Annotated in this window: 22 protein-coding genes; 10 read left to right on the forward strand and 12 right to left on the reverse strand. The window is 73.5% G+C overall.

Annotated features, from left to right (window positions below; genetic code table 11):
* Nucleotides 1–95 precede the first annotated feature (95 nt).
* Genes M0M48_RS14525 through M0M48_RS14545 form a run of 5 tightly spaced genes read left to right on the forward strand, consistent with a single transcriptional unit; the run spans nt 96 to nt 4,264 of the window.
* On the forward strand, nt 96–677 hold the full coding sequence (locus M0M48_RS14525) for an RNA polymerase sigma factor (RefSeq protein WP_215816847.1): 582 nt from the start codon (nt 96–98) through the stop codon (nt 675–677).
* A 60-nt stretch (nt 678–737) separates the two neighbouring features.
* The gene (locus M0M48_RS14530) at nt 738–1,316 is read left to right on the forward strand and encodes an RNA polymerase sigma factor (protein ID WP_257751691.1); all 579 of its coding nucleotides are present in this window, start codon (nt 738–740) and stop codon (nt 1,314–1,316) included.
* Nucleotides 1,313–2,275, forward strand: a complete 963-nt coding sequence (locus M0M48_RS14535; protein WP_257751692.1) for a hypothetical protein — start codon at nt 1,313–1,315, stop codon at nt 2,273–2,275. Before M0M48_RS14530 ends, M0M48_RS14535 begins: the two co-directional genes overlap by 4 nt.
* 31 nt (nt 2,276–2,306) lie before the next feature.
* Nucleotides 2,307–3,215, forward strand: a complete 909-nt coding sequence (locus tag M0M48_RS14540; protein WP_257751693.1) for a Gmad2 immunoglobulin-like domain-containing protein — start codon at nt 2,307–2,309, stop codon at nt 3,213–3,215.
* Nucleotides 3,212–4,264, forward strand: a complete 1,053-nt coding sequence (locus M0M48_RS14545) for a winged helix DNA-binding domain-containing protein (RefSeq protein WP_257751694.1) — start codon at nt 3,212–3,214, stop codon at nt 4,262–4,264. Before M0M48_RS14540 ends, M0M48_RS14545 begins: the two co-directional genes overlap by 4 nt.
* Nucleotides 4,265–4,281: 17 nt before the next feature.
* On the opposite strand, the gene M0M48_RS14550 is transcribed toward M0M48_RS14545, so the two are convergent.
* From M0M48_RS14550 to hrcA, 3 genes are read right to left on the reverse strand one after another with little or no spacing between them, the layout of a single operon-like run.
* Entirely contained in the window at nt 4,282–5,025 is a 744-nt protein-coding gene (locus M0M48_RS14550) for a 16S rRNA (uracil(1498)-N(3))-methyltransferase (RefSeq protein WP_215816851.1), read from the reverse strand.
* Nucleotides 5,026–5,027: 2 nt separating this feature from the next.
* Nucleotides 5,028–6,197, reverse strand: a complete 1,170-nt coding sequence (dnaJ, locus tag M0M48_RS14555; RefSeq protein ID WP_215816852.1) for a molecular chaperone DnaJ — start codon at nt 6,195–6,197, stop codon at nt 5,028–5,030.
* Nucleotides 6,198–6,210: 13 nt separating this feature from the next.
* Complete coding sequence (hrcA, locus tag M0M48_RS14560; RefSeq protein ID WP_215816853.1) at nt 6,211–7,242, reverse strand: heat-inducible transcriptional repressor HrcA; 1,032 nt, start codon at nt 7,240–7,242, stop codon at nt 6,211–6,213.
* Nucleotides 7,243–7,402: 160 nt separating this feature from the next.
* Here hrcA and M0M48_RS14565 point away from each other — a divergent pair, with 160 nt between their 5' ends.
* The 4 genes from M0M48_RS14565 to M0M48_RS14580 all read left to right on the forward strand — a co-directional run bounded on the left by M0M48_RS14565 (nt 7,403) and on the right by M0M48_RS14580 (nt 10,407).
* Nucleotides 7,403–8,167 carry a hypothetical protein gene (locus M0M48_RS14565; RefSeq protein ID WP_257751695.1) on the forward strand — a complete coding sequence of 255 codons (765 nt, stop codon included), beginning with the start codon at nt 7,403–7,405 and terminating at the stop codon, nt 8,165–8,167.
* Between the two features lie 26 nt (nt 8,168–8,193).
* Complete coding sequence (locus tag M0M48_RS14570) at nt 8,194–8,973, forward strand: MBL fold metallo-hydrolase (protein ID WP_257751696.1); 780 nt, start codon at nt 8,194–8,196, stop codon at nt 8,971–8,973.
* Between the two features lie 61 nt (nt 8,974–9,034).
* Nucleotides 9,035–9,553, forward strand: coding sequence for a hypothetical protein (locus tag M0M48_RS14575; protein ID WP_257751697.1), 519 nt, complete (start codon nt 9,035–9,037; stop codon nt 9,551–9,553).
* Between the two features lie 11 nt (nt 9,554–9,564).
* Nucleotides 9,565–10,407: a DUF3097 domain-containing protein gene (locus M0M48_RS14580; RefSeq protein WP_257751698.1), complete on the forward strand. Its 843-nt coding sequence runs from the start codon at nt 9,565–9,567 to the stop codon at nt 10,405–10,407.
* Between the two features lie 88 nt (nt 10,408–10,495).
* On the opposite strand, the gene M0M48_RS14585 is transcribed toward M0M48_RS14580, so the two are convergent.
* From M0M48_RS14585 to M0M48_RS14595, 3 genes are read right to left on the reverse strand one after another with little or no spacing between them, the layout of a single operon-like run.
* Complete coding sequence (locus M0M48_RS14585) at nt 10,496–10,720, reverse strand: DUF6752 domain-containing protein (RefSeq protein WP_252373854.1); 225 nt, start codon at nt 10,718–10,720, stop codon at nt 10,496–10,498.
* Nucleotides 10,717–12,261 carry a class I SAM-dependent methyltransferase gene (locus M0M48_RS14590; protein ID WP_257751699.1) on the reverse strand — a complete coding sequence of 515 codons (1,545 nt, stop codon included), beginning with the start codon at nt 12,259–12,261 and terminating at the stop codon, nt 10,717–10,719. The genes M0M48_RS14585 and M0M48_RS14590 overlap by 4 nt, the downstream gene beginning before the upstream one ends.
* Nucleotides 12,258–12,692, reverse strand: coding sequence for an adenylyltransferase/cytidyltransferase family protein (locus M0M48_RS14595; protein WP_215816858.1), 435 nt, complete (start codon nt 12,690–12,692; stop codon nt 12,258–12,260). Before M0M48_RS14595 ends, M0M48_RS14590 begins: the two co-directional genes overlap by 4 nt.
* Nucleotides 12,693–12,766: 74 nt before the next feature.
* On the opposite strand from M0M48_RS14595, the gene M0M48_RS14600 reads away from it, so the two are divergent.
* Nucleotides 12,767–13,354: an AAA family ATPase gene (locus M0M48_RS14600; RefSeq protein ID WP_257751700.1), complete on the forward strand. Its 588-nt coding sequence runs from the start codon at nt 12,767–12,769 to the stop codon at nt 13,352–13,354.
* Here M0M48_RS14600 and hemW read toward each other — a convergent pair.
* The 6 genes from hemW to M0M48_RS14630 all read right to left on the reverse strand — a co-directional run bounded on the left by hemW (nt 13,299) and on the right by M0M48_RS14630 (nt 19,912).
* Nucleotides 13,299–14,510, reverse strand: coding sequence for a radical SAM family heme chaperone HemW (hemW, locus tag M0M48_RS14605; protein ID WP_257751701.1), 1,212 nt, complete (start codon nt 14,508–14,510; stop codon nt 13,299–13,301). The genes M0M48_RS14600 and hemW overlap by 56 nt on opposite strands.
* A gap of 32 nt (nt 14,511–14,542) precedes the next feature.
* The gene (locus M0M48_RS14610) at nt 14,543–15,421 is read right to left on the reverse strand and encodes a dioxygenase family protein (protein WP_257751702.1); all 879 of its coding nucleotides are present in this window, start codon (nt 15,419–15,421) and stop codon (nt 14,543–14,545) included.
* A gap of 20 nt (nt 15,422–15,441) precedes the next feature.
* A complete protein-coding gene (locus M0M48_RS14615) occupies nt 15,442–16,005 on the reverse strand; it encodes a dioxygenase family protein (RefSeq protein ID WP_257751703.1) in 564 nt (187 codons plus the stop codon).
* A 381-nt stretch (nt 16,006–16,386) separates the two neighbouring features.
* Nucleotides 16,387–18,219: an AMP-dependent synthetase/ligase gene (locus tag M0M48_RS14620; RefSeq protein WP_215816863.1), complete on the reverse strand. Its 1,833-nt coding sequence runs from the start codon at nt 18,217–18,219 to the stop codon at nt 16,387–16,389.
* A 46-nt stretch (nt 18,220–18,265) separates the two neighbouring features.
* On the reverse strand, nt 18,266–18,955 hold the full coding sequence (locus tag M0M48_RS14625) for an MOSC domain-containing protein (RefSeq protein WP_215816864.1): 690 nt from the start codon (nt 18,953–18,955) through the stop codon (nt 18,266–18,268).
* A gap of 21 nt (nt 18,956–18,976) precedes the next feature.
* A complete protein-coding gene (locus M0M48_RS14630) occupies nt 18,977–19,912 on the reverse strand; it encodes an aminoglycoside phosphotransferase family protein (RefSeq protein ID WP_257751704.1) in 936 nt (311 codons plus the stop codon).
* Nucleotides 19,913–19,927 lie beyond the last annotated feature (15 nt).

Below are 19,927 nucleotides of genomic sequence, written 5' to 3' on the forward strand. Positions count from 1 at the left end.
CGCCTTCACACCACGACGTCCGGTAAGTGAAAAAGCGCTTCCTAGCCTCACAGTCCGCCACTCGACGCGAGGGGCCGTCACCAAGGGGGACAGACATGGGGATCACGGAAGTCGACGAGGTCGGAGCGCAGGTCACGGACGAGGAGATCGCGGACCGCGTGCGCGCGGGCGACGAGAGCGTCTTCGACGAGCTGTTCCGCCGGCACCGGGCGGCGGCGCTGCGCGTCGCGCGCTCGATCATCCCCGGCGAGGAGGACGACGCCGTGGCCGAGGCCTTCCTCGGCCTGCTCTGCGTGCTGCGCGACGGCGGCGGCCCGACCCGCGGGGTGCGGGCGTACATCCTCGCCAGCGCCCGCAACCGGGCGCTGCGCCGCACGCACCTGCGCGGGCGGGTGCGGGTGACCGACGTCCCCCAGCTCATCGCCGAGGCCGGCGCCGTCCAGCCCGACCACCTGTGGGTGCACGAGGGCGACCTGCTCGTCCAGGCGTTCCGGGCGCTCACCCGGCGCCAGCAGCTCGTGCTGTGGGCGATCGAGGTCGAGGGCCGCCCGCCGCGCGACCTCACCACGCTCCTGGGCTGCGACGCGGCGGCCGTCTCGGCCGTCGCCTACCGGGCCCGCCGCCGGCTCCGGGACCTCTACTTCGAGCAGCTGGTGGAGACGCCCCAGGCCGGGTGACCTGCGTCGCAGCCGGAAAAGGCGTGTCAACCGGCACGCGGTGTGGTGCGTGGAACTACCGTGACGATCCATGCGGTGCTCGGCGCTCCCTACCTCCCTGCCGAGGCGGAGCGACCCGTCGTGACGGACGTCGACCTCGCGATCGAGCGCCTCTACCTGGACCACTGGCACCAGCTGGTCCGGCTCTCGGTGCTGCTCGTGCGCGACCCGGGTCAGGCCGAGGAGATCACCCAGGACGCCTTCGTCGAGCTGCACCGGCGCTGGGGACGCCTCGACGACCCTGACCGGGCGCTGGCCTACCTGCGCCAGACCGTGGTCAACCGGTCCCGCTCGGCGCTGCGCCACCGCGGCGTCGTCCAGCGGCACCTCGCCCGCCAGCACGTCGTCGACCTGGCGCCGGCGGCCGACGAGCCCGTGCTCGCCGACAGCCGGCGCCAGCTCGTGCTCGACGCGCTCCAGCGGCTCCCCCGGCGCCAGCGCGAGGTGCTCGCGCTGCGCTACTACCTCGAGCTCTCCGAGGCCGAGATCGCCGAGACCCTCGGCATCAGCCGCGGCGCGGTCAAGAGCCACGCCTCCCGCGGCTCGGCGGCGCTGCGCCCCTTGCTCGAAGCCCGCGACCTGAAGGGAGGCGACCGATGAGCCCCGACGAGGACGCCCAGCTCCGCGCCCTGTTCTCCGACGCCGTCGCCGACGTCGACCCGCACGACCGGCTCGGCGAGATCCGGCGCCGTACGTCCCAGCGGCCCCGGCGCAGCCGGCGCCGTCCGCTCCTCGTCGTCCTCGGCGCCGGTACGGCGACCGCCGCCGTCGTCGCCGTCACCGCCCTGGCCGCCGACTTCCGCGACGACCGCGACGCCCCGGCCGCGTCCGGTCCCACCGAGTACCCCGGCGCCGTCTACTTCGTCTCCGAGACCACCGTGGGCCCGCGGCTCTTCCGCGAGTTCCAGCCGCTGCCCGCCACCGACGACATCGCGGTGCGCACGCTCGACGCCCTCCAGCAGATGGAGGTCGACGCGGGCCCGGTCGACAACGACTACGACACCGGGTGGCCCGACGGCTCCTTCACCGCGGTCAGCGTCGACCAGACCAGCATCACCGTCCAGGTCGGCGCGGTCGCGCTGAACGCGCCCGCCGACGTCCCCGCCGACACCGCGGCGCTCGGCGTCCAGCAGGCGGTGCACACCGCCGATGCCGCGGTCGGCCAGCCGCTGCCGGTCACCTTCGAGCACGCCGGCGCGCCGGTCACCGAGCTGCTCGGGACCACGGTGGAGCAGCCCGCCCTCCGCAACACCCGGGTCGAGGCACCGGTCAACATCAACGACCCCGTCGAGGGGCTCGAGGTCGGCGGCGTCCTCGCCGTCCGGGGACAGGTCACGCCGGTCTCCGCCGAGCGCGCCGACACCGTCGCCTGGGAGGTGCGCGACGCGACCGGCGCCACTCAGCTGTCGGGCCGCACGCCGGTCACCGACTTCGCCTGGCAGGTGACGGTCGGGGTCGGCGACCTGGCCCGGGGGCGCTACAACCTCCTGGCGTGGCCCGACGTCCCCGATGAGGCCGTGTCGGGCGCGATCGACACGCGGAGCTTCGTCCTCCGCTGACCTGGCCACGGCACACGAAAGGATCGGGACCATGACCTCCGCCCTCCCCCGCACCCTCGCCACCCTCGGCGGCGCCGTGCTCGCGCTCGGCCTGCTCGCCGGCTGCGGCGACGACGAGCCCACGGCCGAGTCGCCGGCCACGCCGTCGTCCAGCGCGCCGACGTCGCCCGCGGCCACCGACGGGACCGATGCGCCGAGCGAGGTGCCGACGAGCGGCGACCCCAGCGCGATCCCGGTCTACTACGTCGCCAAGACGCCCCAGGGCGACCGGCTCTACCGCGAGTTCACCCAGATCTCCGGCGCGGACCGCCTGGTCGCCGCCGCCTCCGCGGTGACCAGCGGCAAGCCGGTCGACCCCGACTACCGCACCACCTGGCCCGGCGGCCGGTTCACCTCGGTGGCCAAGACCGCCGACGCGATCGTGGTCGAGGTCCCCGACGCCTCCTGGCTCCAGGCGGGCTCGCTCAGCCCGGCGCAGGCCCGGCTCGCGGTCCAGCAGCTCGTCTACACCCTCCAGGGCACCGCCGGCGCCCGCCTGCCGATCCAGGTCCAGCAGGACGGCAAGCCCGCTCCCACGCTGCTCGGCGTCGACGCCGCCCAGGGCCTCACCGCCGCCCCCGAGCTCGACGTGCTCGCCCTGGTCAACATCACCGAGCCCGCCGAGGGCACCGCCGTCGACGGCAAGTTCACCGCCGAGGGCCGGGCCAGCTCGTTCGAGGCGACCGTGCCGTGGGAGATCCAGGACGCCGCCGGCAAGGTCGTCCAGCAGGGCTTCACCACCGCCGAGGGCTGGGCCGACAAGCTCTACCCGTGGTCGACCGAGGTCGACGTCAGCAAGCTCGCCCCGGGCCGCTACACGTTCATCGCCCGCACCGACGACCCGTCGGGCGGCGAGGGCGGCGGCCCGACCGAGGACTCCAAGCGGATCACGGTGAAGTGAGGTTCACCCGCGCCCGGCTCAACCGGACGCTCCTCCTGCGCCAGCACCTGCTGGAGCGCACCACGCTGACGCCCGCGGAGATGATCGGGCACCTGGTCGGGCTCCAGGCCCAGGAGACGCTGCCGCCGTACCTGTCGCTGGCGGCGCGGATCGCCGACGTCGACCCGCACGCGGTGAGCGCGGCCATCGAGGACCGCTCCCTCGTCCGGGTGCTCAGCCTGCGCGACACCGTCCACCTGCACCTGCCGGACGACGCGGTGACCCTGCCGGTCTGGGCCGCACCGGTCCGCGAGCGCGAGATCAAGGCCAGCCAGACGATCGGGTCCGCGCGCGAGGTCGACCGCGCCGCGTTCTCGGCGGCGGTCCACGAGGTCCTCGCCGACGGGCCGCTCCCCCAGCGCCTCCTCGGCGCCGCCCTCGCGGAGCGCTTCCCGGACTACACCGCCACCCAGCTGGGCCAGGTCGCCCGGGTCGCGGAGGTCCTCGCCCAGCTCCCGCCGCGCGGCTGCTGGAAGCCGACCGGCTCGACCGCGGTCGCCTACGACCTCGCCGACCGCTGGACCGGCCTGCCCCTGGCCGAGCCGGACGTGCCGGCGATCGTGCGCCGGTTCCTGCGCGCCTACGGCCCCGGCACCGCGGCCGACGTCACGGCCTGGTCCGGGATCACCCGGCTGGGGCCGGTCGTCAAGGCGATGGACGACCTCGAGGTGCACGAGGACGAGGACGGCAAGGTGCTCTACGACGTCGCCGGCGCGCCGGTCGCCGACGAGGACGCCCCGGCGCCGGTCCGCCTGTTCGGCACCTACGACAACCTGTGGCTCTCCCACGCCTCCCGCGACCGGGTGATGGAGCCCGAGCACCGGCGGCTGTGGATGGGCGTCAACGGCGCGCAGGCCATGTCGGTCCACGTCGACGGCTGGTTCACCGGGCTGTGGCGGGCCGAGGAGGGCCGGGTCGTCCTGGTCGAGATGGTCCGCGAGCTGACCCGCGCCGAGCGGGCCGGGCTGGACGAGGAGATCGCCCGGGTCGAGGCGCTGCTCGCCCGCTGAGGCGAGCGCCGGACGGCTCAGCCGCCCCAGCGGGGCGTGCGGACCAGGAGGGCGGCGACGGCGGCGACGCCGGCGGTCGACGTACGGAGGACCTCGGTGCCCATCCGCACCGACACCGCGCCGGCCTCGACGAACCGGGCCACCTCGTCCTCGCTCAGCCCGCCCTCGGGGCCGACCACGACGAGCAGCTCGCCGTCGTCGGGCAGGGCGAGCGCGCCGAGCGGCTCGGTGGCGTCCTCGTGGAGCACGATCGCCACGTCGGCGTCGACCACCAGGGCGGCGACCTCGTCGGTGCTCGCCAGCGGGACCACCTCGGGGTGCCAGGCGCGCCGGGACTGCTTGGCCGCCTCGCGGGCCGTGGCCTGCCACTTGGCCAGCGACTTCGCGGCGCGCTCGCCCTTCCAGACCGCGACGCTGCGCGCCGCCGCCCAGGGGACGATCCGGGCCACGCCGATCTCGGTGAGCACCTCGACCGCCAGCTCGCCGCGCTCGCCCTTGGGCAGCGCCTGGACCACGGTGACCCGCGGCCGCGGCTCGGCGTGGTCGGTGACCTCGGTGACGACGGCGGTGAAGGTGCGCTTGGTCGTCGCGCTCACCTCGGCGGTCGCCACCCGGCCCCAGCCGTCGGCGAGCTGGAGCGCCTCGCCCACCCGCAGCCGCCGTACGACGACCGCGTGGTGGGCCTCGTCGCCCTCGACGAGGACCTCGTCACCGGCGCGGACCGCCTCGAGCGAGGGCACCAGGTGCTGCGGGAGGGTCATGCTCAGTGTGCGGTGAACGCGTCGCGGAGCCGGCCGAAGACGGACTTGTGCGGCGGCCGGACGTCGCCGGTCGGCTGCTCCTCGCCGCGGATGGCGGCCAGCTCGCGCAGCAGCTCCTCCTGGCGCGGGTCGAGGCGCGAGGGGGTCTCGACGGCGATGGTGACGCCGAGGTCACCGCGCCCGCCGCGCAGGCCGGGGACGCCGCGGCCGCGCAGCACGACCTGGTGACCCGACTGGGTGCCGGCCGGGACGCCGAGCTCGAAGGAGGTCTCGACCCCGGAGTCCGCGCCGCTCTCGAGGTCGGCCTCGAGCGTGGGCAGGGTGAGCGTCGTCCCGAGGGCGGCGGCGGTCATCGGCACCGAGACCGTGCAGTGCAGGTCGTTGCCGTGGCGCTCGAACACCTCGTGGGCGGCGACGTGGATCTCGACGTAGAGGTCACCCGCGGGGCCGCCGCCGGGGCCGACCTCGCCCTGCTCGCTGAGCTGGACCCGGGTGCCGTTGTCGACGCCGGCCGGGATCTTGACGGTGAGGGTACGACGCGAGCGGACCCGCCCGTCGCCCGCGCACTCGCGGCACGGGTCGGGGATGATCGTGCCGAAGCCGCGGCAGGCCGCGCAGGGCCGCAGCGTGCGGATCTCGCCGAGGAACGAGCGCTGCACGTGGGCGACCTCGCCCATGCCGTGGCAGGTCTCGCAGGGCACCGGGTGGGTGCCGGCCGCGGTGCCCTCGCCGCTGCAGGTCGAGCAGCGCACGGCGGTGTCGACCTTGAGCTCGCGGGAGACACCGAACGCGGCCTCGGCCAGCTCGACCTCGAGCCGGATCAGGGCGTCCTGGCCCCGGCGTACCCGCGGACGGGGGCCCCGGCCGGCCGCCTGGGCGCCGCCGGCCCCACCGAAGAAGGCGTCCATGATGTCGGTGAACGAGAAGCCCGCGCCCTGGCCGCCGAAGCCGCCGCCGCCGAACATGTCGCCGCCGCGGTCGTACGCCGCCCGCTTCTGCGGGTCGGAGAGCACCTCGTAGGCAGCGGTGACCTGCTTGAAGCGCTCCTGGCTCTCCGGGTCGGGGTTGACGTCCGGGTGCAGCTGCCGGGCCAGCTTGCGGTAGGCCTTCTTGATGGTGTCGGCGTCCGCCTCGCGGTCGACGCCCAGCAGCTCGTAGGGGTCCTGGCTCACGTGTGTTGCTCTCTCAGCTCTCGTCGAGGATGCGCGAGACGTAGCGCGCCACCGCGCGCACCGCCGCCATCGTTCCTGGGTAGTCCATGCGGGTGGGGCCGACGATGCCGAGCGCCGCCAGCGCGTCGTCGGGGCCGTAGCCGGTCGCGACGACGCTGGTCGAGGCCAGCTCCTCGAAGGGGCCCTCGGCGCCGATGCGCACCGTGACCGCGCCGCCGCTCGTCGCCTCGCCGAGCAGCTTGAGCAGCACGACGTGCTCCTCGATCGCCTCGAGCAGCGGGCGCACCGAGGTCTCGAAGCTGTCGCCGAAGCGGGCGAGGTTGGCGGTGCCGCCCACGATCACGCGCTCGTCGGAGCGGTGGTCGCTCATCGCCTCGACCAGCGCCTCGACCACCACGGTCGCCGCGGCCGACGGGGCCGGCGCGCGGCCGTCGTCGGTGGGCTTGACGAGGGCGTCGAGCGCGGTCGCGGCCTCGGCGATCACCTCGCCGGTGGCGGCGAGGTTGACCCGCGAGCGGAGCGCGGCCAGCTCGTCGTCGGCCAGCGCCGCCTCGAGCTCGACCACGCGCTGCTCGACCCGGCCCGAACTGAGGATGAGCACCAGCAGCAGGCGGGTCGGGGTGAGCGCGACGATCTCGACGTGGCGCACCGTCGAGCGCGACAGCGTCGGGTACTGCACGACCGCGACCTGGCGGGTCAGCTGGGCCAGCAGCCGCACGGAGCGGTGCACGACGTCGTCGAGGTCGACGGCGCCGTCGAGGAAGCTCGCGATCGCGCGGCGCTCGGCCGAGGTGGTCGGCTTGACCGTGGAGAGCCGGTCGACGAAGAGCCGGTATCCCTTGTCGGTCGGCACCCGGCCCGCGCTCGTGTGCGGCTGGTGGAGGTAGCCCTCCTCCTCCAGCGCGGCCATGTCGTTGCGGATCGTCGCCGGCGAGACGTTGAGGTGGTGCCGCTCGACGAGCGTCTTGGAACCCACGGGCTCCTCGGTCGCCACGTAGTCCTCGACGATCGCACGCAGCACGGCGAGCCTGCGCTCCTCCTGCATGCCACCTCCTGGATCCGTCGCCCGGAGCACCACTTGGCACTCCACCGCAGTGAGTGCCAATGCTACCGCCGCGGTCCACGAAAGGACGGACCCTGGCCACCGGAGGTTGTGTAGGTTAGGCTCACCTAAGCAAGCACGAACGACGGCGAAGGAGCGGCACGTGACCCTCGACCCCGGGACCCACACCGAGACCACCCGGCTCGACGCCCAGCGGCTCGCGGCCGCGGCGCGCAGCATCCTCGCCTGCCCGCGCGACGTGCAGCTCGTCGTCGACGGGATCGACGACGTCACCGACGGTCTCGACCAGGACCGCCTGGAGATGCAGGACCACAGCGGCCGCCCGGTCTTCAGCTGCCCGGCCGGCTCCGCGCTCGCCCTGGCCGCCACCGACCGCCGCGGCGCCCTGCTCACCCTCGGCAGCGGCCTGGGCGCCGAGGGCTCCGCCGACCGCGACGCCACCCTGACCCTCTCCGGGCGCCTGGACGCGGTCGGGCTCGAGCAGTGCGAGTGCTGCGACGAGGTCCGGATGCGGATCGCGCTGCACCTCGACTTCGTCCTCCTCACCCGCACCGGCCTCCCGGCCGTGGCGCCCGGCGCACCGGAAGCCGTCCGGATCCGGGTGCCGCTCGGGGCCTTCACCTCCCCCGACCACGACCTCAACCGCGGCTTCCTCCAGCGCTCGACCGAGCACGCCAACCTGTGCCACCAGGACGAGCTGCGCCGCGCCATCGCCACCCTCACCCAGACCCGCCTCGGCGAGGTCCTCGGCGTCCACCTGGCCGGCCTGCGCCCCGACGGCGTCACCCTCCAGTGGGTCGACCCCACCGGCGCCCACACCACCGACCTCCACTTCCCCCGCCCCGCCGCCTCCACCCAGGAGCTCGGCGAGATGCTCCGCTCCGAGCTCCACGCCGGACTCTGCTGAGCCGACGGGCTCGCTACCGTAGGCCCGTGCCTGCATTCACCGAGGTAGCCGACCGGGTCTGGGTCCGCCGCGTCCCCTCGTACGACGTCAACCTGGTCGTCGTCGGAGGTGAGCGCGGCCTCGTCGTGGTCGACACCCTCGCCAGCGCCGCGGAGGCGCGGGCCGCGATCGCCGCGATCGGCGACCTCGGCGCGGGTCAGGTCGTCGCGGTGGTCAACACCCACGACCACTTCGACCACGTGCTCGGCAACGGCACCTTCCGCGACCGGTACGACGGCATCCCGGTCCACGCGACCGAGGAGGCCGCCGCCCGAACCGACCCCGCGGCCCCGCCCGCCGACACCACCTTCGCCAGCGCCGCCGTGATCGACCTCGGCGACCGCCAGCTCGAGCTCGCCCACCTGGGCCGCGGGCACACCGCGGGCGACCTCGTCGTCCGGGTGCCGGACGCCGACGTGCTGCTCGCCGGCGACCTGGTCGAGGAGTCGGCGCCGCCGGCCATGGGCGGTGACTGCTACCCGCTGGACTGGCCGGCCACGCTCGACCTCGTGCTGGGGCTGACCACGCCGGGCACGGTCGTCGTACCGGGGCACGGGAAGGTGGTCGACCGCCGCTTCGTCGAGGACCAGTGCGACGACCTGCGTGCGGTCGCCGAGACGATCCGCGACCTCGCCACGCGCGGGGTGCCGGAAGCCGAGGCCGCCGCGGCGGCGGAGTGGCCCTACCCGGCCGAGGCGCTGCACCACGCGATCCCGCGCGGCTACGCGCAGCTGCCCCCGGTCCGCCGGCAGCTCCCGCTGGCCTGAGCGCGTCCCGGTCCCGGGGAACAGCACCCCGGAGGCCGCCCAGACCGCCTAGGGTGCGTCCATGGCAGCGGTCGTGATCGGTCACGTGGGCGGCGAGATCGCCGTGCCGGGCGAGGTGTGCGTCAAGACCGGCATCCGCACCCGCGAGTTCGTCGTCCTCCGCGGCAGCACGACGCCGCCCTGGGTCAACGTGCTGATCCTCTTCACCGTCATCGGCTGGCTGTGGGCCAGCAGCATGGCCGCCCGGCGCTACCGGGTCGAGGTGCCGTTCCTGCACCGCCACTGGGACCGCTGGCGGCGGATCCGCCGGACCGCCGTGCTGGTCGCGCTGATCGGTGTGATCCTGGCCTGCTGGGCGTCCGTGGCCGGCATCCCGCACTCGGCCGCCTTCCTCAGCCTCACCGTCGGGGGCATCGCCCTCGGCATCGGCAACAGCCTGCTCAACACCGTCGGCCTCACCCAGCGGGGCGACCTCCTGCTGCTGACCCGCGTCCACCCCGACGCGGTCGTCGCGATCCGGGCGGGACTGAGCGCCGCGCGCCGCGTGTCCCAGCCCGGCACGGAGGCCCGCTCGACCTAGGGTGGTTCGTCGTGGATCGCTATGGGACCGACGTGCTGTCAGGCGACTGGAAGGTCCCCAAGCGGGGCCGGGCCGTGGAGACACCCGCCGACCTCGGCCTCGTGGTCGAGGAGGTCACCACCGACTGGTGCGGCGAGATCGTCGCCGTCGACCGCGACCTCGACACGGTGACCCTCGAGGACCGCCGGATGAAGCGGCGTACGTTCCCGCTGGGCACCGGCTTCCTGCTGGAGGGCAAGCCGGTCATCCTGGTCCCGCCCGTCACCAACGCCGGCCCGGTCAAGCCGACCCGCACCGCCAGCGGCTCGATCGCCGTCCACGACGCCAAGGCCCGGGTGGCCCGGGCGAGCCGGATCTTCGTCGAGGGCCGGCACGACGCCGAGCTGGTCGAGAAGGTCTGGGGCGACGACCTGCGCATCGAGGGCGTGGTCGTGGAGTACCTCGGCGGTGTCGACGACCTCGCCGACCACCTGCGCGACTTCAGGCCCGCGCCCAACCGGCGCGTCGGCGTCCTCGTCGACCACCTGGTCCCCGGCTCGAAGGAGAGCCGGATCGCGCAGAACATCATGAAGTCGCCCGTCGGCAAGGACGTGCTGATCGTCGGCCACCCGTTCATCGACATCTGGGAGGCGGTCAAGCCGTCGCGGCTCGGGTTCGAGACGTGGCCGAAGGTGCCCAAGGGCATCGACTGGAAGAAGGGCACCTGCCAGCAGCTCGGCTGGCCGCACCGCGACCAGGCCGACATCGCGCGGGCGTGGAAGCACATCCTCGGCGGCGTCCGTGGGTTCCAGGACCTCGACCCGGCCCTGCTCGGACGGGTCGAGGAGCTGATCGACTTCGTGACCCAGGCCTGACCATCCGATTGTCAGACCACCTTGCGGTTTGGGACCAAACCTGGCCGAAACGGGCCGCGGGGCTGCGGTTTCTGCCCAATTGCCAGCCCTAGAGGCCGGTCCGGAACCGCCCCAGCACCTCGTCGACCCGCGCCTGGTCCCGCGCCTCGATCGGGATCAGCAGCTCGGTCACCACGTCGGTCAGCTCGGCGATACGCCGGTTGAGCTGACGGTTCTCCTGCACCTCGGCCTCCAGCACGCGCACCCGCTCGCGCAGGGTCCCGCGCTCGCGGATCTTCGCCCGGACGCGGTGGGCCAGCTCGGTCGTCGTCATCGCTTCTCCTGGTGATCGGGCGCCGGCCAGGCGGCGCGGATCCGGCACACGGCCGGGTCGGGCAGGTCGAACATGTCCTCGCCGGGACCCACGGTCAGGTGCTCGACGACGCCGCCGGAGGACTCGATCCCGCGGCGCACCACCTCGACCGGGGTACGGCGGACCAGCCCGTCGCCCGGGCTCGGCTCCCCGGCGGCGAGCTCGAGGAACAGCCGCCCGCCGCCGGGGCGCAGGGCCATCCGGGCGAGCAGCCAGAGCTGGTCGAGCGCGGCCGCGTCGAGGCAGCCGACGAGGTGGCGGGCGTACAGGTCGTGCGGGTCCCGGGCGAGCCGGGTGCCGTGGGCCAGCGTGGAGCGCAGCTCACCGAGGATCAGCTGGTCGACCTCGACCTCCAGCCCGCGGCGCTTCGCCCGCCGGCGGACCACACCCAGGCTACCCCGGGAGAAGTCCACCGCCCCCGTACGACGTCCCGACCGCGCGAACCACAGCGCGTCCCGCCCGGTGCCGGCCCCCACGTCGAGCACCGCACGCCCGTCGCCGAGCTGCGGCGCGACCCACTCGGCGAAGGCCGACGGCCCGGCCGGCACCGCGGAGCGCCGTGGTCCGTTGTAGAGCTCGGTCCAGCGTCCCATCTCGGTGCGGAAGCCGCGCAGCCAGCCGTCGAGGCGGCGCACGCCCGCGGGCGGGTCGGCGTAGCGGAACGACGGGTCCGGGGTGCGCCACTGCGGGCCGTAGAGGAACGCGAGCATCGCCTCCGGGTCGCGCGGGACCGGGAACTCGTGACCGTGCAGCTCGATCGTCGAGAACGGCTCGATCGCCGAGCGCGGCAGGTCCCCGCTGCGGTTGCCGAGCTGGAAGAACGTCTCGCCGACGTGGAACGCGGCGAAGACGTCGATGTGGCAGACCCGTCCGTCGGACAGCGGCAGCAGCAGCTTGACGTCGCCGCCGGACATCCGCAGCAGCCGCCAGCCCTGGGCCCGCATCGCCCGGGTGATCCGGTAGGACTCGGCGACGATGTCGGCCGGGCTCGTGTGCGCGGACAGGTAGCACAGGTCGGTGTCGGAGTCGTGCGCGAGCATCCGGCCCTCGCGGACCGCGCCGAGCAGCGCCCCGTAGTTCAGGTACGCCGCCACGCCGGCGTGCTCGCGCAGGTCGTCGATCGCGCGCCGGGTGCCGGCGAGGATCTCCTCGCGGACCTGCTCGTCGGTGTCGGCGAACGAGCGGGCCAGGTGGCCCACCTTGTCGACGCTGAGCCGGTGCCCGGCGCGATCGACCACGGCGAGCGAGCCGTCCCCGCCGCCGAGACCGACCTCGTCGTCGTACAGGACGGCGGAACCGGTCGGGTCGGTCACCCGGACCCGGCCGCGCCCGCTGAGGTACGGCCGGAGCACACCGGGCCAGGGCACGAGCACTCCCCCGGCCGCCGGCGCCCCGTCGCGCGCGGGCGTCAGCGACCACACGTAGTGGCCGTCGATCTCGACCACGAGAGGGCTTCCGCCCGGGGGTACCAGCAGGCCGTCGTCGGAAACGGCGACGGTCATGACGCCCCGCGGCTCGCGAGCGCCTTGCGCAGCGCGGTCGAGGAGGTCTGGAGCGTGTAGGGGAAGTAGGTCACCTCGACCCCCAGGGCAGCCATCCGCTCCTCGAGCCGGCGGCCCTTGGCGGTGCCCTCCCAGTCGTCACCCTTGAAGATCCGGTGGAAGCCCACGTCGCGCCAGGAGTCGGTCTTGTCGGCGGTGCGCTCGGCGTAGACGGCGTCGACGATGCCGATCGCCTCGACGATCTCGAGCCGCTCCTCGAGCGGGACGGTCGGGACGACGCCCTTGGTCTCCAGGCACACCTCGTCGGCCACCACACCCGCCACCAGCACGTCGCACCACGGCCGTGCCTGGCGCAGCGCGTTGAGGTGTCCGATGTGGAACAGGTCGAAGGCGCCCGGCACGTAGCCGATCAGGGGTCCCGACTTCTTCATAAAGTCGAGTGTAACACTACAGTTAGTTGATATTCAGAGTCCGGCCGCCTGCCGCGGGTTGTAGCGTGACGCGGGTGAGCGCCGACATCATCCTGCTCACCGGTCCTCCCGGGGCGGGGAAGTCGACGACCGCGCGGGCCCTGGCGACGACCTACGACCGGGCGGTGCACCTGCACACCGACGACTTCTGGCACTTCATCGCCGCGGGCGCGATCGCGCCGTACCTCCCCGAGTCGGACGCACAGAACCACACCGTGCTGCGGGTCATCCAGCGCGCGGCCGCGGCCTATGCGGCGGGCGGCTTCACGACCGTCGTCGACGGGATCATCGGCCCGTGGATGCTCGACCACTTCCGGCAGGCTGAGGACGCCACGGACGCCCGGCACCACTACGTCGTGCTGCGCCCCTCCCGCGCCGAGACGCTGCGCCGGGCCCAGCGCCGGACCAGCCCGGACGCACTGGTGGACGAGGGCCCGGTCCTCGCGCTGTGGGACCAGCTCGCCGACCTCGGGCCGCTGGAGCGCCACGTCCTCGACACCACGGAGCACACCCCCGCCGAGACGCTCGCGGCGGTCCGCGCCGCCCTGGCGAGCGGAGCGCTGGAGCTCAGGCCAGCAGCCGGTGCACCACCCCGTCGGCGAGCAGCCGACCCCGCTGGGTGAGCACGACCCGCTCGGCGCGGTCCTCGACGAGCCCGTCGGCGACCAGGCCGTCCAGCTCGGCGAGCCCCGACGCGTCGAGGGCCGCGACCAGCAGCCCGTCGCGCAGCCGGACCTCGAGAAGCACGCGCTCCACGCGCCGGGTCTCGGCGTCGAGGACCTCGCGGGCCTGGGCCGGGCTGACGCCGTCGGCCAGCCGGCCGGCGTAGGCCTTGGGGTGCTTGACGTTCCACCAGCGCACGCCGCCGACGTGGGAGTGGGCGCCGGGGCCGATCCCCCACCAGTCCGCGCCGGTCCAGTAGCCGATGTTGTGCCGGCAGCGGGCCGCGTCGTCGCGCGCCCAGTTGGAGACCTCGTACCAGCCCAGGCCGGCGGCGGCGAAGCGCTCGTCGGCCTGGAGGTACTTGTCGGCCAGGTCGTCGTCGTCGGGCATCGGCAGCTCGCCGCGGCGGACCCGGCGGGCCAGGGCGGTGCCGTCCTCCACGATCAGCGAGTACGCCGACACGTGGTCCGGCGCGCACGCCAGCGCCGCGTCGAGCGTCGTGCTCCAGTCGGCCGCGCTCTCCCCCGGCGTGCCGTAGATGAGGTCGAGGCTGATCTGGTCGAAGCCCGCCGCGCGCGCCGCGTCGACGACTCCCGGCACCCGGAGCGGGTCGTGGGTGCGGTCGAGGACCGCGAGCACGTGGGGCACCGCCGACTGCATGCCGAACGAGACGCGGGTGAAGCCGGCCTCGCGCAGCCGCTCCAGGTAGGCCGCGTCGACCGAGTCGGGGTTGGCCTCGGTGGTCACCTCGGCGCCGGGGGCGAGCCCGAGCTCGTCGTCGATGGCCCCGATGATCCGGCCGAGGTCCTCGGGCGGGAGCAGCGTCGGCGTCCCGCCGCCGAGGAAGACGGTCTCGACCGGGCGGTCCACGTCGCCGAGCACGCGCCGGGCCAGCCGCACCTCCGCCACCGCCTGCTCGGCGTACGACGCCCGGCTGACGCCGGGCCCGAGCTCCTCGGCCGTATAGGTGTTGAAGTCGCAGTAGCCGCACCGCACCCGGCAGAAGGGCACGTGCACGTAGACCTCGAACGGGCGCCGGCCGAGCTCGGCGAGCGCGGCGGGCGGGAGCGACCCGTCGGCGGGGGCGGGATCGCCTTCGGGCAGGGCGGACGGCATCGGACCAGTCTCCCAGGCGGGCGGGCGGAGGGTCAGACCGGCACGTTGAGGGTGGCGACGTAGCCGTCGGCGACCGAGCCGGTCATGGTCACCATCTGCAGCGAGTAGCCGTCGCGGAAGATGCTGTCGGAGTCGAGCGTGATCGCCTCGAAGTTGGGCACGCTCTCGCCGTAGCCGGCCGAGGCGTAGACGTCGGCGGACACGCCGGCCGGGAACGCGAGCTGGCTGGTGCGCAGCTTGGGGGCGGCGCCGCGGGTGGCGTGGGCGAGGCTCTCGTAGACCTCGAAGTGGATGTGCGGCCAGCGCTGCGGGTAGCAGCCCGGGAAGACGGTGACGAACTCCAGGTTGCCGTCGGCGTCGGCCTCCTGGACCCCGCGCAGGTAGTTCTCGTCGCGCGCGCCGTCGTTGTAGAGCGAGTAGCGCCCCTCGCGGTCGCACTGCCAGACGTAGACCGCGGCGCCCGCCAGCGGCGTGACGTCGGTGCCGGCCAGGTCGAAGATCCGCATCCGCAGCGTCACCGGGACGCCGCCGGCCACTCCCGACGCGCGGCCGAAGCTGCCGCGGATGTCGCGGCGTACGACGCCCGCCTCGGTGAGCACGTCGGGGCCGTTGGTGCCGTTGCCGGGGAAGGGCCCCTGGGTCTCCTCGGGGATCTCGCCGGCCTTCGGGTCGATCGGGTGCGCGGTCGCGGTGGCCGTCGCCGTCCCGGCCGGACCGGACGGCGGCGAGGCCGGCGGAGAGGTCGGCGGCGTGGACGTCGGCTTGGACGCCGTGGGCTTGTCGTCGGCGGCGCAGCCCGCGACGGCGAGGGCACCCACCCCGCCGACGACGCCGAGCAGTCCGCGACGCCCGGTGCGGAGGATCCGCGGCAGGTCGTGGCGGAGTCCGAGATCGTGGTCGTGCTGCGTCATGCCCCCATCGAACCAGCCGCTCAAACCGGCACGTTCAGGCTGACCGTGTACCCCTCCTCGACAGAACCCGTCACCTTGGCCAGCTGCAGCGAGTAGCCGTCGCTGAAGATCCCGTCGCTGTCGAGGCTCAGCTGGGCCAGGTTGGTCACGCTCTGCTCGTAGCCCTCGGTCGCGTAGACGGTGTCGCACACGTCCTGGGGCAGCGCGAGCTGTGAGGTGCGCAGCTTGTTCTCGGCGCTGGTCGCCGCCTTCAGGCTCTCGTAGACCTCGAAGTACATGTGCGGCCAGCGTCCGGCGTAGCAGGCCGGGAAGATCGTGGTGAAGGTCAGGTTGCCGTCGGCATCGGCCTCCTGGACGCCGCGCAGGTAGTTCTCGTCGGCGATCGCGTCGTCGTACATCGAGTAGCGGCCCTCGCGGTCGCAGTGCCACAAGTAGATCGCCGCGCCCGCGAGCGGGGTGACGGTGTCGCCGTTGAGGTCGTAGACCTTGAGCCTGACCGTCGTCGGGACGCCTGCGGCGACACCGGACGCCGTACCGAAGCTGGAGGTGAGGTCGCTGCGCACGACGCCCGACTCGGTCAGCACGTTGGGCCCGTTGCTCCCGTCGCCCGGGTAGGGACCGGCGGTCTCCTCGGGGATCTCCCCCTCGGCGACCTCGACGCTGGTGTCCCCGCCCGGGGCACCACCGGCGGGCGGCGCGCCCCCCCGGACCGGACGGCCCCGAGGAGGACGTCGTGTTGATGCTGGTGGCGGTGTCGTCGGAGCCGCAGGCCGTCAGCGCGACCGCGGCCCCCACCCCGCCCAGAAGACCGAGCAGCCCACGACGCGCCATGATCTTCGGCAGGTCGTGGGCCAGCCCGAGGTCGTGCTCCTCGGTCTCGTCAGCGCCGGGGACGTGGGTTCGGTGGCTGTGGTGGCTCATGCCGCCAGTGAAGCCACGCCCCCTGTGCGCCTGCTGTGACGAGGTCAGGAACCCGCGTAGAAGCTCGCGATCAGGTCGGAGTTGTTGGCCTCGACCACGCCACGCTTCACCTTGAGCGACGGGGTGAGCTCGCCGGACTCGATGGAGAGGTCGTGGTCGAGCAGCCGCCACTTCTTCACCGTCTCCCAGCGGTTGAGCTGGGTGTTGAGCTCGTCGACGTACTCGCCGACCATCGCCTTGACCGCCTCGTCGTTGACGAGCTCGGTGTAGCTCACGCCGGACTTGCCGTTCTCGGCCGCCCAGCCCGCGATGGCGTCGGGGTCGAGGGTGATCAGCGCCGAGACGAAGTTGCGCTCGGCGCCGAAGACCATGAACTGGCTGACGTAGGGGCAGATCGCCTTGAACTTCGCCTCGATGGCGGGCGGGGCGATGTACTTGCCGCCGGAGGTCTTGAAGAGCTCCTTGATCCGGCCGGTGATGGTCAGGAAGCCCTCGGCGTCGAGCTCGCCCTTGTCACCGGTGCGCAGCCAGCCGTCGGCGGTGAGGGCGTCGCGGGTCGCGTCGTCGCGGTTGTGGTAGCCCGCCATGACGTGCGGGCCCTTGAGCTGGACCTCGCCGCCCTCGCCGATGCGGACCTCGGTGCCCGGGAAGGCCTGACCGACGCTGCCGATCTTGTAGGCGTCGGGGTGGTTGACCGTCGCGCCCGCGGCGTTCTCGGTCATGCCGTAGCCCTCGAGGATGAGGACGCCGGCCGCGTGGAACCACGCCGCGATGTCGGCGTTGAGCGCAGCCGAGCCGGAGATGAAGAACTTCACCCGGCCGCCGAAGCGGTCCCGGACCTTGCTGAAGACCAGCTTGTCGAACAGGCCGTGCTGGAGCTTGAGCAGCAGCGGGACGGACTTGCCCTGGCGCTGGAGCTCGTCGACCTTGATGCCGACGGCGAAGGCCTTCTTGAAGATCTTCTCCTTGGCGCCGCCCTCGGCGGCCTGCATGGTGACGATCCGGGCGTGCGCCTTCTCGAAGATGCGCGGCGCGGCGCCCATGAACGTCGGCTTCACGATGCCGAGGTTGTCGACGATCTTGTCGACGCGGCCGTCGATGGCGGTCGCGAAGCCGCACGCGAGCTGGGTCGAGAGCAGCACCTTGCCGAACGAGTGGGCCATCGGCAGCCACAGGAACTGCAGGTCGTCCTCGTGGAGGATGTCCTGGACCTTGATCGCCTCGCCCTCGAACACCCAGGCGCGGTGGAGCGTGCGCACGCCCTTGGGCTTGCCCGTGGTGCCGGAGGTGTAGATCAGGGTGGCGAGCTGGTCGGGGGCGATGCCCTTGGCGACCTGCTCGACCGCGCCGGGGTTCTCGGCGAGGTAGCCGTCGCCGAGCTCGGCCAGCTGGTCGAGCGAGATGATCCAGTCGCCGTCGGCGAGGCTCGCGTCGAAGACCACGACCTTGTCGACGGCCGGCAGCTCGGCGCGGTGGTCGCGCAGCTTGGCCAGCTGGGACTCGTCCTCGGCGAAGACGATCCGGCTCTCCGAGTCACCCAGGATGTACGCCGTGTCCTCGCCGCCCGTCGACGGGTAGACGGTGGTCGTCGCACCACCGGCGCACATGATGGCGAGGTCGGCGAGGATCCACTCGTAGCGCGTCGAGGACGCGATGCCCACCCGCTGCTCGGGCTCGAGGCCCAGCGCGAGGAGCCCGGCGGCGAGCCGGCGTACCCGGTCCCCGGCCTGGCGCCAGGTCACCGACTCCCAGGCGTCGTCCCCCCGCGGAAAGCGGAATGCCTCGCGTTCACCGCTCTTCTCGACTCTGTCGAGGAACTGCACCGCGCAGTTCGGGGGCATGTGATCGAGGAAACTCGTGTCGTGGTTGATGGGCATGACGCTCCTGCATGCTCGTCCGAGACCGGCGTGACTGACCAGTAACCTAGATCACTGGTTCAACTGGCGGTAGCGGCGACGCCGTCCTCTGGACGAATTCCTCCGCTTTCTCACGCGCTTTGGCGCTCAGACCGTCGATCACGAGCAGCTCGGGCAGCCGGCTGCGGTCGGTGTTGAGCGCGACGAACATGTCCCGGACGGTGATCCCGTGCCCCGGCACGTGCACCACCTCGACCGCGTCGCCGGCCGCGATGGTGCCGGGCCGGAGGACCCGCAGGTACGGCCCCGGGCGACCGGCCGCAGTGAAGCGCTTGACCCAGGCACGCGGGTCGTAGCCGCTCTCCCCCATCCAGCCCTTGAAGTCGTTGCAGGGCGTGCGGACGTAGGCGACCTCGAACAGCGCACCCGCGGCCGGGTCGCCGACCTGGAGCCGGGTGCCGACCTCGAGCGCGTTGAGGTCGAGGCCGGACGTGGTGAGGTTCTCGCCGAACTGGCCGTCGCGGATCGGCAGGCCGAGCTCGGCCTCCCAGAAGTCGAGGTCCTCGCGGGCATAGGCGTAGACGGCCTGGTCCGGGCCGCCGTGGTGCTTCGTGTCGCAGACGGAGTCGCCGGCGAGGCCGAGCGGCTCGACGGCGACCGGGCCGGTCACGGCGCGCTTGTCGATGGAGGTGCGGCCGAGTCCGGCCCACTCCTTCTGCTGCGGGCTGCCGACGCTGATCGAGATGACGTGGGGCACCCCTCGATTGTCCCCCACCGCTCAGTCCTGGACGGCTTTGGCGACGGTGATGCAGGCGGTGACGTGCTCGCGCTCGTCGTCGTCGAGCGGGCGATGGGCCCGGACGGCGTCCTCGTGCGCCCAGTGCGCGTTGAGCACCGAGCGCACGATCGCCCAGTCCCGGGCGCGGTCCTCGTCGAGTCCCGCGGCATCGACGATCGTGTGGAACCGGCGGCGGATGCCGTCACGGACCGAGCCGAACGCGCCGGGGGCGGCGTACTCGTCGAAGCGGTCGCGCAGCATCGGCTCCAGCTCGTAGTGCGGGTCGCCGTTGGCCGGCTTGGGGTCGATCACCAGCCAGGTGTCCGTGCCGTCGCGGCGCCCGCGCAGCACGTTGCCGTAGTGGAGGTCGGCGTGGATGACCGCCGTGGCCGGCTCCTGGGTGAGCTCGCGGGCGAGGCCGAGCGCCTGGTCGACGAGCCGGCGCGGGATCGGCACGTCCTTGGCGTCGCGGCGCAGCGCGTCCGCCCACTGCTCGACGTACGACGCCTGGGCGCGCAGCTGCGGCATCGGCGGCACGTGCAGGCCGGCGTACAGACCGGCGACGACCTCGCACGCCTCGACGTCCCAGCTCTCGGTGAGGTCCTCGCGGTCGAGCCGCTCCAGCAGCATCGCCCGGCGACCGGGGTCGGCGCGCAGCAGCCGGACCGCGCCGCGGCCCCGCCAGCGCTGGAGCGCGAGGTGCTCGTGCTCGGACTCGTCGTCGGGAAGGCCGACCTTGAGCGCCGCCGGCGTCCCGTCGGCGGTCGTCACCGGCAGCACCAGCGAGCAGAACCCGTGCCAGCTCTCCCCCTCGGGCGTGAGCTCCCACGCGTCGAGCACGGCCTGCGTCGTCGCGGGCAGCCCGTCGAGCCACGCGGCCCACTCGGGACCGAGGTGGCGCTGCTCGTCGAGCTCGGTCGGGACGGTCACGGGCACCCGACCATCCCAGCA

The sequence above is a fragment of the Pimelobacter simplex genome, assembly GCF_024662235.1.
Taxonomy (GTDB): Bacteria; Actinomycetota; Actinomycetes; order Propionibacteriales; family Nocardioidaceae; genus Nocardioides.